The following is a 13,587-nucleotide window of genomic DNA, read 5'->3' on the forward strand; positions in this document are numbered from 1 at the left end:
TGCTTTTCTTTCTTTTTTATATGCCAACAAACTAAACCTCAATCAAAATCGGTACAATCATTGGCTTTTTCTTTGCATGTGTATATACAAATTGTCGGATGTTTTTCTTGATTTGTTTTTTAATAATATTTCGTTTGATTCGATTTTCTGCTTGTAGTTCTCGAATCGTTTCCATCGTAATTCGGTTTACTTCTTTCCGAAGCTTTGAGAAATTCCCATCCGTAAATCCGCGAGAAAGAATCTCAGGGTCAGCCTGAAGCTCTCCTTCCTCCTTATCGATCGTAATAATAATCATCAGCATGCCGTCTTCTGAAAGCTGTTTCCTGTCACGTAACACATACTCCAAATCGCCAACTTCGCCTCCATCTACATATGTGTTTCCTACTGGAATCGTACGAGTCTGGCGCGGAATCGATTCTTCTATATCCAAGACATCACCATTTTTCAAGATAAACGTATTTCCTTCCTCGACGCCAACCGATTCCGCTAACATCCGGTGATGGTGCAACATACGGTACTCCCCATGAATCGGTATAAAATATTGGGGCCTCATGAAGGTTAACATTAATTTTAAATCTTCTTGATAACCATGGCCTGAAACATGCATACCTGAAGTACTTCCTGATCCATAAATGACATGAGCCCCGAGCGCATATAAGTTGTCAACGATGGTCGTAATTCCTCGTTCATTTCCAGGGATGGGACCCGCTGCAAAAATCACCGTATCGCCTGGATCTACCTCGACATCGCGGAAGTCTCCCGTAGATAGACGCGCAAGTGCAGCCAACGGTTCCCCTTGACTTCCTGTGCAAAGAATCGCCACCTTCTCAGAAGGCCATTCATTGACCTCACGTGGTTCAATAAGCATTTCATCTGGTACAGTTAAATACCCATAATCCATCGCGACTTTTACGACATTGACCATCGTTCTTCCAAGTAAAGCCAGTTTGCGATTCGTTTTTTGTGCGGCGTTGATCACTTGTTGAAGACGGCTCACATTGGATGCAAATGTTGTTACAAACACTTTGCCATCTGCCTTTATGAATGCTTGTTCTAAATGTTTCCCAACCATTCGTTCCGATGGAGTGAAACCAGGACGTTCGGCATTTGTACTCTCCGATAATAAAAGCAAAACACCCTCTCTCCCGATTTCCGCCATTCGATGAATATCCGAATACTCTTGATTGGCTGGTGTTAAATCAAACTTAAAATCCCCCGTATGTACAATATTCCCTTCTGGTGTCTGAAATACAACCCCTACACAATCAGGAATACTATGAAATACCTTGAAAAAACTGACCTCCATTTGGCCGAACTTCAATTTCGAGTTTGGATTGATTTCAATCAATTCACTTTCCCGCAGAAGTTTATGTTCCTTTAATTTGATTTCAATTAATCCAAGAGTAAAACGTGTAGCATAAACAGGGATATTCAATTGTTTTAAGAAAAAGGGAATTCCCCCAATATGATCCTCATGTCCATGGGTAATAATTAATGCCCTTACTTTTTCCTTATTATCTACTAAGTACGTGATATCGGGGATGATTAGATCAACACCTAATAAACTTTCATCCGGAAACTTATTCCCACAATCAATTATGACAATATCCTCACCGTATTGAATGGCATACATATTTTTCCCAATTTCATTCAAGCCACCTAAAGCAAAGATCGACAACGTATCCTTACCTTTACTCAAACGAATCCCTCCTACCTTGAAAAAAGATAGTATTAGTATGCCTTCTTTAAAATTGCTTCATTCCTAAAAGAGACTGTCCCCCACTAGGATAAGATGAGGAAGGATGCTTATGGATAAAAATTCTCACATGCTTGTACTTTTACAAGAGACAGCCTAATGAACACAATTCCCCTTCTAATAAAGTCCTAATACGACTATTGACATTATTAAAAATAGCTGATAAGATTTTATAGTTACCTAAGATAACAGTTACCTATAGTAACTAATTGTGGAGGTGATTCCCATACAATCTGGACAAAAATTCTTTCACCAATTGATGATGTTATATCGTCCGTTTGAAAATCAGCTGAATGTCGAGCTAAACAAGCATAAGCTGCATCGAGCCCAATGGACGATCTTGTACTATTTATATAATTTTGGCTCAGCGACGCTTGTAGAAATTGCGAATTATCAAGGTGTGGAGAAACCAACCATCACGAGGACCTTTTCGCGATTAGAGGAATTGGGCTATGTAGAGCAACTCGCAGGCAAAGATAAGCGCGAAAAACGAATGCAGTTGACGATTCTTGGCAGAACGGTTTACGAGCAAGTTCGTGTCACCATTGATCAGTTCGAAGAGGAATGTTTAAAAGGCATATCGGAAGAAGAACAACAGAAAATCATTCAAATCATGGAAAAAGTGAGAAGCAACCTAATGAAGTAAGGAGATGGAGCTATGAATCAATCGAGCTCAAAATTATGGACGAAAGACTTTATAATCGTATCAGCGGCTAATTTTTTCCTATACTTAGTTTTTTATTTATTGTTAGTAACAATGGCCGTCTATGCCGTTGAGGAATTTCATGTTTCGGAAAGTCAGGCCGGACTTGTTACAGGTATTTTTATTATTGGAACTTTAATAGGGCGCTTGTTCATTGGCCGGATGATTACATCCATTGGCAATAAAAAGATGTTATATTTTGGTCTGATCTTTTTTATTTTGACATCCCTTTTATATTTTATCCACGCAGGGATTACAGTTTTGCTGATTACTCGTTTATTACATGGAATTGCATTAGGAATGGCAAGTACGGCAACAGGAACTATTGTTGCTGAGGTGATACCTGGTGAGCGTAAAGGTGAAGGAATCGGCTTTTTCAGTATGAGTATTACACTGGCTACAGCTATCGGCCCTTTCATCGGAATCTATATGAGCCAACACACCAGTTTTGAATCAATCTTTGGCTTCTGTCTTGCACTCGGAATCATTAGCTTTATTATCTCTCTATTTGTAAACATACCAGAAGTTAGTAAACCACCCAAAGAAGTGGCCAGTAAAAAATGGAAGCTATCTGAATTTCTGGAACCAAAAGCCTTCCCCATTGCGCTCGTTGTTATTCTCCTATCGCTTGGGTATTCAAGTGTTCTATCCTTTATTAATTTCTATGCGATTGAGATTGACTTGGTCGATACAGCAAGCCTGTTTTTTGTCGTTTATGCCATAGCGATCTTAGTATCTCGCCCATTCACTGGACGCTTAATGGACGTAAAAGGAGCAAATTCAATCATGTATCCCGCCTTCATCCTATTTGGAGCAGGGTTACTACTGTTAAGTACCGTGGCCAACAGCATCTCACTATTACTAGCCGGTGTCTTGATTGGTCTTGGTTTTGGTAATATGCAATCAACCACACAAGCGATTGCCGTGAAGATGACACCGCCGCATCGGATGGGATTGGCTACATCCACTTACTATATTGCATTAGATGCAGGACTTGGATTTGGTCCGTATCTGTTAGGATTCGTCATCCCCTTAACGGGATATAGCACTTTGTATATCATTATGGGAGTAATGGTCCTTGCTACGATCATTCTTTACTACTTCTTACATGGCAAAAAGGAAAATTCAATTTTAGCCAATATAGAACCTGCAACAACAAATTCAGAAGAATTGAGTTAAAAAATAATATACTTGTCCTCGGTGAAATAAGGACCACCTAGGACTTTTTTGTTCGATAACTGTACTGAGACAATCCGTAAACTATTTTAGTACATAGCAAAAGGATTATACCCCAATTATTGGTATTAATGGGTTATGTTTACAGACCCTCATTCTGGGAATAACTAATTTAAACTGGAAAATTAAGGAAGTTTCAGCCTGTGTTTGCCTGATTGAAAAAATAGTTTATTTAGATGACAGTACTCGGCTTCGACTGATTGGCAAACTGCAATTTACTTTAGTGATGGTGAAATGGTCAAGTAAACGTTAACATTATAACTAGAATATTTTGCCGGAAAGGTGATACCCATTGTCTCTATTCATATTTTTTATATTAATCGCCATAGCCATTTATTTAGTTAAGAGCTCCAAAGGGATGGTAACAATATATGAAGCGAATGAAAAAGGTATAGGGGAATCCCATCGTATTTTTGCGCTATTGAAAAATAGTGACCTTAGGCCAAAATATTCGGCGCCGATTGATTGGCAAACAGCCCTTTGGTTTGGAAGAGGGGAGAATAACATTGCCATATCTGTTAACGAAAAATACGAAGGCAAAGCTCGGCAATTAGTTATGTTATATCGTGCGGAACAAAGAAGGATAGAACGAAGCATTGAAAACGAACGAAGGAAAAGTGAACGTTTATTTTTAAGATAAAGGGTGCCAGTTACTGAAATCATTGTGAATCGTTTCAGTAAGTGGCTTTCCCCATATTCCCAAACATTTATTTTAAAATCTCGCCCAACCTAATTACAGTAAATCAGCTCAAGATCATTGACTTACTTAGTTAAAACGCATAAGCTTGCTGTGATAATCATTTCTTTGGAGGAATTATGCATATATGCTGACTGTTAATAATGTAAGTTTACAATATGGGGATCGAAAATTATTTGAGGATGTCAATATTAAATTCACCCTAGGTAATTGCTATGGGTTAATTGGTGCGAACGGAGCAGGCAAATCAACGTTTCTTAAGATTCTCTCTGGTGACATTGAGCCACAAACTGGGAATGTCAGTCTCGGTCCAAATGAGCGCCTTACCGTTTTAAAACAAAACCATTTCGAATATGAAGAATTTGAAGTGCTTCAGCTTGTGATCATGGGGCATGAACGACTCTATCAAATCATGAAAGAAAAAGACGCCATTTATATGAAATCGGATTTCACAGATGAAGACGGTATTAAGGCTGCCGAACTTGAAGGTGAATTTGCAGAATTAAATGGATGGGAAGCGGAATCTAGTGCTGCGATTCTTTTAAAAGGTCTTGGAATCGATGAAGAACTCCATTCCAAGAAAATGGCTGAGCTTACCGGCAGTCAAAAGGTAAAGGTGCTTCTCGCACAAGCTCTATTTGGAAATCCTGATATCCTGCTTCTTGACGAGCCGACGAACCACCTTGATCTAAAAGCGATTCAGTGGCTAGAGGAATTTCTCATGAATTTTGAAAATACGGTTATCGTTGTTTCCCATGATCGTCATTTTCTAAATAGGGTTTGTACCCACATTGCTGATCTTGATTTTGGTAAAATTGAAATTTACGTTGGTAATTATGACTTCTGGTATGAATCTAGTCAACTCGCAACAAAATTGGCTCAAGACCGCAATGCAAAAAAGGAAGCTCAAATCGAAGAATTAAAGAAATTTATTGCCCGATTTAGCGCGAATGCGGCGAAATCAAAACAAGCAACATCCCGTAAGAAATTATTGGAAAAAATTACACCTGAAGATATTAAACCTTCGTCCCGCCGCTATCCTTATATTGCTTTTACACAAGGACGTGAAATCGGGAATGATCTGTTAACCGTGAAAGACTTATCTAAAACTATTGATGGTGTTAAAGTGCTTGATCGTATTAGCTTTACTATGAATAAGGATGATAAAATTGCGCTTGTAGGTAATAACGAAATCGCAAAAACAACCTTATTTAAAATCTTGATGGGTGAAATGGAAGCTGATGAAGGGGAATTCAAATGGGGTGTGACAACCTCACAATCCTACTTTCCAAAGGATAATGCGGAATATTTTGAAGGTAGTGAACTTCCTCTTGTCGATTGGCTGCGTCAATATTCACCAAACGATCAGACGGAAAGCTTTTTAAGAGGATTTCTTGGAAGAATGCTCTTCTCAGGCGAAGAAGCACTAAAAAAGGCCAATGTTCTTTCAGGGGGAGAAAAAGTTCGTTGCATGCTTTCGAAAATGATGCTTACAGAGGCCAATGTCCTTCTACTTGATGAGCCAACGAACCACCTTGATTTAGAGTCGATCACAGCGTTAAATAATGGGTTAATTAAATTTAAAGGCTCGATTATTTTTGCTTCCCACGACTACCAATTTATACAGTCGATTGCAAACCGCATTATCGAAATTACACCGAATGGTTTGATCGATAAACAAATGGCGTACAATGAATATCTTGAAGATGAGAAATTACAAAAACAAGTAGCTGAAATGTACGCTTAATCAAACTATGCCAGGGGCTAAATTGTGTTAGTTCCTGGCATTTGTTTTAGGAACAAAGGCGCAAGCGCCCGTTTAGCGACGTACAAACTTTTTAGGGGCCTGACGAGATAAAGGAAACACAGCGAGCTACGAAAAGCGGAAGGCGGTTGTTCAGGGGCGACAAGCAAATGTTCTGGAATCCTGGAAGGGCGTTCTTACCCTTCCAGGATTCCAGGTTATTTGACCTCGAGCCCCTACCGCCTGCAGCTAGACATTGAAAGGCGAGCTGATGTTGACTTATCGTAGGAAGGCACCGAAAGTTTGCTAGTCGCTGGGCGCTGGAGCCGGACGTCAACACCCACATTTAGAACTTATCCACAAGCTAAAATTTTATAATTTGCTCAACAGCGAAAAATTGGAGCTACCCCATAAGTTATTGCATTATGGTCATTATTTATTTTCCCTGAGCACTTAATATTTCACCTCAACGATAAAAGTATCCGGCCCAGTTTGAACGATGCTGCCACCTTTAGGTTCAATACTTGCTTTAATTCGTTTCAAATGGCTGAAATCCTTACCTTGAATAAGGATTCGGGTTGAGCCATCTTCAATTGGCATGATTTTGTGTTGAATATTATCGTTGTTATAAAGAATCCATAGTTGGTAGTCTTGGTCATTTAACGGTCTTAATCCATCTACCTCTAAAAACATTTGGTCTGTCATTTGATTGATCCATATATTCCCCTCTACCCTTTCCTTATTGGACACCGGAATAATATTTAATTGCTGGGTATCGGGTTTTTCCTGGAAATCTTGGATATTTGCTTCATTATATTGTGCGATATGCACAGAACCTTTTCCCGCATTATTTTGATTATAATAAAACAGGCCGACAAATAGACAAACAATTGCAGCGAAGGAGGCCATTGAAAAGATTTTTTTACTTGAAAGAGGCATCCCTTTTCTTTTTTGTTTCGTTTCAAAACTCTCCCAGATCTTTTCCTTCAGTATAGGAGAAGGAGAATAGGACTGCTCTTTCTCTGAAAGTAGAACACTTTGCCAATGTTTGAACACTTGTTGACAGTTTTCACATTCTTTTAAATGGGTGCTTACCTTTATTGCCTCGTTAGGCGCTATATTGCCTAATACGTAATCAACGATTGTCTGTTCAGACATAGAATGTTTACATGCCATTGTTCTTTTCACCCCCACCTGATTGGACCCAGTTGAGCAACGACTTCTGTTTTCGCATATTATTTAAACCGTATCGTATAAGGGACTTGATGGATCCTAATGGTTTATTCATGGTGCTTGCAATTTCTTTATGGGTTTCACCCTGAAAATAAGATCGAATAATCGCTTCTCGTTGCTCGTTTGGAATAGATTTCAGCGCCTCGAAAATAATGGATTGCTCTAATTGGGCAAGAAATTCGACATCTGCGCTTTTTTCCTCTCCAATTAATAATTCTTCTAGTCTATTCGTTAATAATGCTTTCTTTTTGCGTAAGCGATCCAATGAGCGACTTTTTGTTTTCACCGCAAGCCATGCTCTCACACTGCCTTTCGCGGGATTATATTGATCCGCTTTCTGCAATACTTCCAGAAAGATATCATGACAGAGGTCCTCGGTTTCTCCATGATCCTTTGTATACTGGAAGGCAATGTTATAAACAAATTGAACGTATTCTTCATAAAAAAGGTCAAAGGCATGACGAGAACCTTGAGAGATACTTTGAAGTAAGTGGATGCTTTCTTGATTATCCTCCATGGAATCCCCCCCTCACAGACGATCTTATTAACATTTTACAATTTTTTTCACTTTTGACAAATCCAAAATGGAACGGGCTGCGTATCCAATATGAATAACAAAAACAGGGGGAATGTATCATGCTCAAAAGAAGGTTATTTTCGTTGTTTGCCATTGCGATTATCGTAGTTGGGTCCATGCTCCCAATGAGTCGAGCTTTTGCCATGGACAACATCTCTTTATTTTCAGCTTATACCCGAGTGACGGCCTCACCAGGTGAAAAGATGAATTATGACATTGATGTCATCAATAACGGATCATCCATTCAAACGATGTCCTTTGACATGGAGGGACTACCAAAAGGATGGGATTACACCATTAGTTCAAATGGAACGGATATTCAGGAATTGTCTGTAAAAGGAGATAGCGAAACACCGATTACAGTAGAGATTTCCATTCCTCTCGATGCCGACAAAGGAGATCATGAATTCCAACTAGTGGCTACAGATGGAAACAGTCAATCATCTGTTCCCTTATCCATTTCTGTTAAGGAACAGGGTTCACTTAAATCGGAACTAACAACAGATCAAGCGAATCTAGAAGGGCATGCGGATGAAACATTTTCTTATACCGTTACGTTAAACAATAAAACAACCAAAACACAAGACTATACTTTAAGCAGCGATGTAAAAGATGGGTGGCTTGTTCGCTTTCTATCGGATTCAAAATCTGTCACATCTGTTTCGCTAGAGCCTAATACATCCAAAGACATCACTGTAGAAGCCGTACCACCGCAAAATGTAGAAGCAGGCACTTACGATATTCCCATCACGGCGGCTACAAATGATTCGAGCTCAGATTTAAAATTAGAAGCGGTTGTAACCGGGTCTTATGATATAGAGATCAGCACGAAATCAGAGGTATTAAGTGATACGATCAACGCTGGTAATGACAAAACCATTGAATTAGTTGTCAAAAATACCGGTACTTCTCCATTAGTAGATATCGAGCTTACAGCTGAGACACCTACCAATTGGGAGACAGAATTCAATGAATCGACCATTGCCGAACTTGAGCCTGGTAAATCAAAAACAATTAAAGCAAAGGTGTCTGCACCAAAAGATGCCATTGCGGGGGACTATGTGACAACCTTTAAAGCAACAGCGGATCAAGCAAGTGCAGATGCTACTTTTAGAATTTCTGTTGAAACTTCTACTTTGTGGGGATTTGTGGCTATCCTTATCATCGCAGGAGTGGTTGTGGGCCTTTATCTGATTATTAGAAAATATGGGAGGAGATAATGATGGCAGAAGCAATCATTGAACTAGATCAGATTACTAAAAGCTATCACAATCATTTTGCTGTTGATCATTTATCTCTTTCGATTCATAAAGGGGAAGTTTTCGGATTACTGGGCCCAAATGGGGCAGGAAAAACAACGAGCATTTTAATGATGCTTGGTTTGACAGAACCGACTTCTGGTCGTGTGAAAGTTGCTGGCATTAACGCAACGAAACACCCGATTGAGGTGAAAAGAAAAGTCGGCTATTTACCAGATAATGTTGGTTTTTACACGAATATGACCGGGATGGATAATCTATTATTTACAGCTAGATTAAACGGAATTCCGAAAGAGGAAGCAAAAGAAAGGGCAACGAAACTACTAAAGCAGGTGGGTCTCTCAGATGCTGCAGATAAAAAAGCTGGTGAATATTCAAGAGGGATGAGACAAAGGCTTGGACTTGCGGATGTACTGATTAAAAATCCGGAAATTATCATACTAGATGAACCCACTTTAGGGATCGATCCCGAGGGCGTACGCGATTTTCTGCAATTAATCCAAGAACTAAACAAAAAGGAAAACATTACGGTGCTATTATCTTCCCACCACTTGCATCAAGTCCAGCAAGTTTGTGATCGTGTTGGTATTTTCGTAGATGGGAGATTGCTCGCCCAAGGGAATTTGGAGCAATTGGTTCGTCAGCTCTTTGTCAAAGATTCCATGGTGATTCAAGTTACTGCTTCGCCAATCGATGACACACTACTCGCAAACATTAAGGAAGTGGCGGGCGTCACCAAGCTTGAAAAAGTCCAAGATCATCAGTTCGATATTCATTGCCAAGAAGACGTATCTCCTTTAATAAGTAGATTAATCATTGAATCAGGCTCAGATCTTTATCAACTAACTAGGAAGGATTTTGGATTGGATGAAATCTACCATCGTTATTTTGAAGGACGTGAAGTAAATGAGCCTAGTTAATATCCAAGAAAAAGTTGGAAAATTTGTCGGGAAAAATAGGACGAAGCAGACAGAAAGAAAAGATACTGTCAGTAATAATATATTCTGGGGATTTGTTGGAAAGGAATTTACAGATTATCTGTCAAGTTGGAGAATTATTATCCTTTTAGGGATTATTTTGCTAACTTGTATTGGTTCTCTATATACAGCGGTTTCCACCATCTCAGAAGCGTTAGAGTCCTATGAAGATGCTAGTCAAATTGGTCGGAATGCATATTTGTTCCTGCAAATCTTTACGATTTCAGATGGAACATTACCATCCTTTGTATCATTTGTTAGTTTTCTCGGACCTTTATTGGGGATTGCCTTAGGATTTGATGCGATCAATGGTGAAAGAAGTAGAGGGACGTTAAGTCGATTAATGGCTCAACCGATTCCAAGGGATTATGTAATCAACGCCAAATTCGTGGCGGCCTTGCTGATCAATATCATTCTCTTTTTTGCCTTAGGATTTCTTGTGATGGCATTTGGGATCTTAATGCTTGGCATTACTCCTAGTTGGGATGAATTCTTGAGAGTGATGAGCTTTATTGCTTTAATTATAGTCTATATTGCCTTTTGGTTAAATTTATCGATTCTTTTTTCGGTAATTTTTAAACAACAGGCAACATCTGCATTATCAAGTATTGCGATTTGGCTATTCTATAACGTGTTCTTTTCAATCGTAGTGAAGCTGTTTACGAATTCCTATTTAGGAAATGCCTCAACACAAGGAGAATACGTGTCACGTTACAATGCGATTCTGAATGTCTATCGATTTTCGCCCAATTACTTATTTCAAGAAATGACGAGTGTTTTACTATCACCAACAACACGAAGTATGAGCCTGATCACGATGGAGCAAGCTGCAGGTTCGCTTGCAAGTCCATTGAAACTACAAGCAAGTTTACTATTAGTTTGGCCGCAAATCACAGGACTCATCGCCGCCACACTCATTTGCTTCGCAATCGGGTATATCGTCTTTACAAGGCAGGAAATTAGGGCGAATTAAGTCAGGAAAAGCGCCCGCTTAAAGGGTGAACAGGAACAAGACCATGGCTCTCAATCATGGTCTTGTTTTAGATTCATTAGGCAACGGAAAGCATGGATGATAATCTAAAATAAAGATTTTCCCTTCCTTCTAGACTGAAAGGTGTTAGGTACTGAAACTATTTAGAATTGTTTCTGTACCTAACATAGGCATTGTTAAAAATATATCCTTAAATAGGTACTGTTATTTATCTTTTTGTTCTGTTTCCCACCATAATGAATCTTTTGGATTTTCAACGGCTTCTTTAAACTCAGATTTTGTAGCAACTGTTGGGTAAGAACCTTTTAGAGATTTTCCTGAAGTGTTATTAAATAAGAATAATATCACTAAAAACCCAATAATACTAACGATTGTAAGATAGAAACCAGGTACTAAATTATTCCCTGTTTTGTGGACTAGCCATGTTGAAACTAATGGGGTTGTCCCACCAAATAATGAAACAGAGACATTAAAGGTCACAGCTAATGTTCTGTAGCGAATATCTGTGTAGAACATCGTTGGTAACGTTCCGGGCATTGTGCCTTCATAAGTTGAAAGCAGAACACCTAAAATGAGAATACCTAAAGAAATAAATACTAAACCATTCAAGTTTATTAAATAAAAAGCGAGGATAGATAACAGGGTTAATCCACCTAAGCCGATTAAGAAAACAGCCTTGTTTCCAATTTTATCACCGAGCTTTCCAAACATGAAAGCAAGCGGCACCATAATAATCATGACAATCGTAATTAATACAGTTCCTACTGAAGTAGATAATCCAATAATCTCATCCAAATAAGAGGGCATGTATGATAATAACATATAGTTTGTAATATTAAAGAACGCAACAGCTACAAAACATACAAAAATATCCTTTTTGTGGTTTTTCAAAATAGATAGGAAACTTTCCTCCTCGACTTCATCAGCAGAAAGTTCATTTTCAAAAATCGGCGTTTCTTCTAAATGACCTCTTAAGTAAAACCCAACAAGTCCTAAAGGTAACCCGAATAGAAACGGTATTCTCCAACCCCATGAGGCCATCTGCTCGTCAGATAGCGTGATAAAGAGGATACTCGCAAATAGTGAAGCTAATATATAACCAGTAAGCGTCCCAATTTCTAATCCACTCCCAAGCATATTACGTTTATTGTCTGGGGAAGATTCTGCAATATAGACCATTGCACCAGCATATTCACCTGTTTATGGCAAACTAATAATGTAGGTTTTGGCATTTAATTTATGTATGGCCCGTAGGGCCATACATAAATTAAATGAGCCACTTGCCAACTCCCCCAAATAACTTTAAACTCCTCGTTGGACCAACAACGTTCGACAGGAGGATATTAGGAGATGTTAGCAGTGGCACAAATTGATTATATCAGACATGAGGTAAATCAAAAAGGGGAATCCTATGCCGATGTGGCAAGGAGAATGGAAGTTGACCCACGTACAGTTAGTAAGTATGCAAATCAGGAAGAGTTCAAAAGAAAGAAAAAGCAAAAACGAAAAGCACGGGTAATGGAGCCAGTTAAGCCCATTATAGATAAGTGGATTAAAGAAGATTTAAAGAAGAAAAAGAAGTATCAGAGAACAGCTAAAAAAATGTATGAACAATTAAGAGATTTTCATAGCTTTACAGGGTCAGATCGCACTGTACGCGACTATGTATCCAAAAGAAAAAAGGAATTAAAGGAATCGATGACAGAGGCAGCCTTACCTCTTGAATCTATACCAGGTACAGCTCAAGTTGACTTTGGAACTGGGCCATTTAAATATGATTCAGAAACGATCGATTTACCGTACTTAGTGATGTCGTTTCCGTATAGTAATAGCTTTTATTTTCAAGTTTTTCCTTCGGAAAATACAGAATGCTTATTGGAAGGTTTACAACGGATGTTTCAACATATGGGCGGGGTTCCGAAGACGATACGATTTGATAATTTATCCCCTGCAGTGAACAAAATATTTTCTAAAGGGGAACGTGAATTAACAGATACATTTGAACGCTTTGTATTACACTTTGGTTTTCAGTATGAGTTTTGTAATCCAGGTAAAGGCAATGAAAAAGGCCATGTAGAAGCCATGGTGAAATATGTAAGAAACAACTTTTTATTACCGGAAAATAGGATTATAAACGTTGATCATTTCAATGAAACATTATGGGAAATGGCAGAAAAAGATCGTGATCGACTACATTACGATAAAAAGATCCTTCAGTCAAAATTGTTTGAAGAGGATTTTAATAGCTTTCTTATGTTGCCTGAAAAGGGATTTGAATGTGCTCGATATGAGGAATTGAAATCAGACAAATATGGAATCGTCAATGTAGATACAAAACAATATTCGACATCTCCAAGGTTTGCGCAACAAAAAATTAGAGTCCGTATTACTTATAACGAAATTGCCATTTTGAA

General features: G+C 38.7%; 11 protein-coding genes and 1 pseudogene. 8 read left to right on the forward strand and 4 right to left on the reverse strand.

Features of this window, described 5'->3' with window-relative positions:
- Positions 1–31: 31 nt before the first annotated feature.
- Positions 32–1,633 carry a ribonuclease J gene (locus KI363_RS03920; RefSeq protein ID WP_373306720.1) on the reverse strand — a complete coding sequence of 534 codons (1,602 nt, stop codon included), beginning with the start codon at positions 1,631–1,633 and terminating at the stop codon, positions 32–34.
- A 334-nt stretch (positions 1,634–1,967) separates the two neighbouring features.
- Between KI363_RS03920 and KI363_RS03925 the strand changes: the two genes are divergently transcribed.
- The 4 genes from KI363_RS03925 (at position 1,968) to KI363_RS03940 (ending at position 6,139) form a co-directional block, all read left to right on the forward strand.
- The gene (locus KI363_RS03925) at positions 1,968–2,402 is read left to right on the forward strand and encodes a MarR family winged helix-turn-helix transcriptional regulator (RefSeq protein WP_306345150.1); all 435 of its coding nucleotides are present in this window, start codon (positions 1,968–1,970) and stop codon (positions 2,400–2,402) included.
- A gap of 12 nt (positions 2,403–2,414) precedes the next feature.
- Positions 2,415–3,638, forward strand: a complete 1,224-nt coding sequence (locus KI363_RS03930; RefSeq protein WP_158321502.1) for an MFS transporter — start codon at positions 2,415–2,417, stop codon at positions 3,636–3,638.
- A 415-nt stretch (positions 3,639–4,053) separates the two neighbouring features.
- Entirely contained in the window at positions 4,054–4,335 is a 282-nt protein-coding gene (locus KI363_RS03935; RefSeq protein ID WP_158321503.1) for a hypothetical protein, read from the forward strand.
- 184 nt (positions 4,336–4,519) lie between these two features.
- On the forward strand, positions 4,520–6,139 hold the full coding sequence (locus KI363_RS03940; RefSeq protein WP_212965566.1) for an ABC-F family ATP-binding cassette domain-containing protein: 1,620 nt from the start codon (positions 4,520–4,522) through the stop codon (positions 6,137–6,139).
- A 450-nt stretch (positions 6,140–6,589) separates the two neighbouring features.
- On the opposite strand, the gene KI363_RS03945 is transcribed toward KI363_RS03940, so the two are convergent.
- Positions 6,590–7,312 (reverse strand): zf-HC2 domain-containing protein, encoded by a 723-nt coding sequence (locus KI363_RS03945; protein WP_158321505.1) that lies wholly within the window; start codon positions 7,310–7,312, stop codon positions 6,590–6,592.
- Positions 7,302–7,886 carry an RNA polymerase sigma factor gene (locus tag KI363_RS03950; RefSeq protein WP_158321506.1) on the reverse strand — a complete coding sequence of 195 codons (585 nt, stop codon included), beginning with the start codon at positions 7,884–7,886 and terminating at the stop codon, positions 7,302–7,304. Before KI363_RS03950 ends, KI363_RS03945 begins: the two co-directional genes overlap by 11 nt.
- 119 nt (positions 7,887–8,005) lie before the next feature.
- Here KI363_RS03950 and KI363_RS03955 point away from each other — a divergent pair, with 119 nt between their 5' ends.
- Genes KI363_RS03955 through KI363_RS03965 form a run of 3 tightly spaced genes read left to right on the forward strand, consistent with a single transcriptional unit; the run spans position 8,006 to position 11,155 of the window.
- Positions 8,006–9,166, forward strand: a complete 1,161-nt coding sequence (locus KI363_RS03955; protein ID WP_212965567.1) for a COG1470 family protein — start codon at positions 8,006–8,008, stop codon at positions 9,164–9,166.
- Positions 9,166–10,125, forward strand: coding sequence for an ABC transporter ATP-binding protein (locus KI363_RS03960; RefSeq protein WP_158321508.1), 960 nt, complete (start codon positions 9,166–9,168; stop codon positions 10,123–10,125). The genes KI363_RS03955 and KI363_RS03960 overlap by 1 nt, the downstream gene beginning before the upstream one ends.
- The gene (locus KI363_RS03965; protein WP_158321509.1) at positions 10,112–11,155 is read left to right on the forward strand and encodes an ABC transporter permease; all 1,044 of its coding nucleotides are present in this window, start codon (positions 10,112–10,114) and stop codon (positions 11,153–11,155) included. The genes KI363_RS03960 and KI363_RS03965 overlap by 14 nt, the downstream gene beginning before the upstream one ends.
- 222 nt (positions 11,156–11,377) lie before the next feature.
- On the opposite strand, the pseudogene KI363_RS03970 reads toward KI363_RS03965, so the two are convergent.
- A pseudogene (locus tag KI363_RS03970) lies at positions 11,378–12,370 on the reverse strand (MFS transporter); the annotation flags it as partial.
- Positions 12,371–12,523: 153 nt separating this feature from the next.
- Between KI363_RS03970 and istA the strand changes: the two are divergent.
- Positions 12,524–13,587 (forward strand): IS21 family transposase (gene istA / locus KI363_RS03975; protein ID WP_212965568.1); only part of this gene is annotated, 1,064 nt, incomplete at its 3' end.

This window comes from Lederbergia ruris, from assembly GCF_018332955.1.
In the GTDB taxonomy this organism is placed as follows: Bacteria; Bacillota; Bacilli; order Bacillales; family Bacillaceae_C; genus Lederbergia; species Lederbergia ruris.

What these genes read in the sequence shown, in the direction of transcription:
- KI363_RS03950 (WP_158321506.1), bottom strand. Translation starts at nt 7,886, where the DNA reads ATGGAGGATAATCAAGAAAGCATCCACTTACTTCAAAGTATCTCTCAA.
- KI363_RS03960 (WP_158321508.1), top strand. Translation starts at nt 9,166, where the DNA reads ATGATGGCAGAAGCAATCATTGAACTAGATCAGATTACTAAAAGCTAT.
- KI363_RS03945 (WP_158321505.1), bottom strand. Translation starts at nt 7,312, where the DNA reads ATGGCATGTAAACATTCTATGTCTGAACAGACAATCGTTGATTACGTA.
- KI363_RS03920 (WP_373306720.1), bottom strand. Translation starts at nt 1,633, where the DNA reads ATGTATGCCATTCAATACGGTGAGGATATTGTCATAATTGATTGTGGG.
- KI363_RS03930 (WP_158321502.1), top strand. Translation starts at nt 2,415, where the DNA reads ATGAATCAATCGAGCTCAAAATTATGGACGAAAGACTTTATAATCGTA.
- KI363_RS03955 (WP_212965567.1), top strand. Translation starts at nt 8,006, where the DNA reads ATGCTCAAAAGAAGGTTATTTTCGTTGTTTGCCATTGCGATTATCGTA.
- KI363_RS03940 (WP_212965566.1), top strand. Translation starts at nt 4,520, where the DNA reads ATGCTGACTGTTAATAATGTAAGTTTACAATATGGGGATCGAAAATTA.
- KI363_RS03935 (WP_158321503.1), top strand. Translation starts at nt 4,054, where the DNA reads ATGGTAACAATATATGAAGCGAATGAAAAAGGTATAGGGGAATCCCAT.
- KI363_RS03965 (WP_158321509.1), top strand. Translation starts at nt 10,112, where the DNA reads ATGAGCCTAGTTAATATCCAAGAAAAAGTTGGAAAATTTGTCGGGAAA.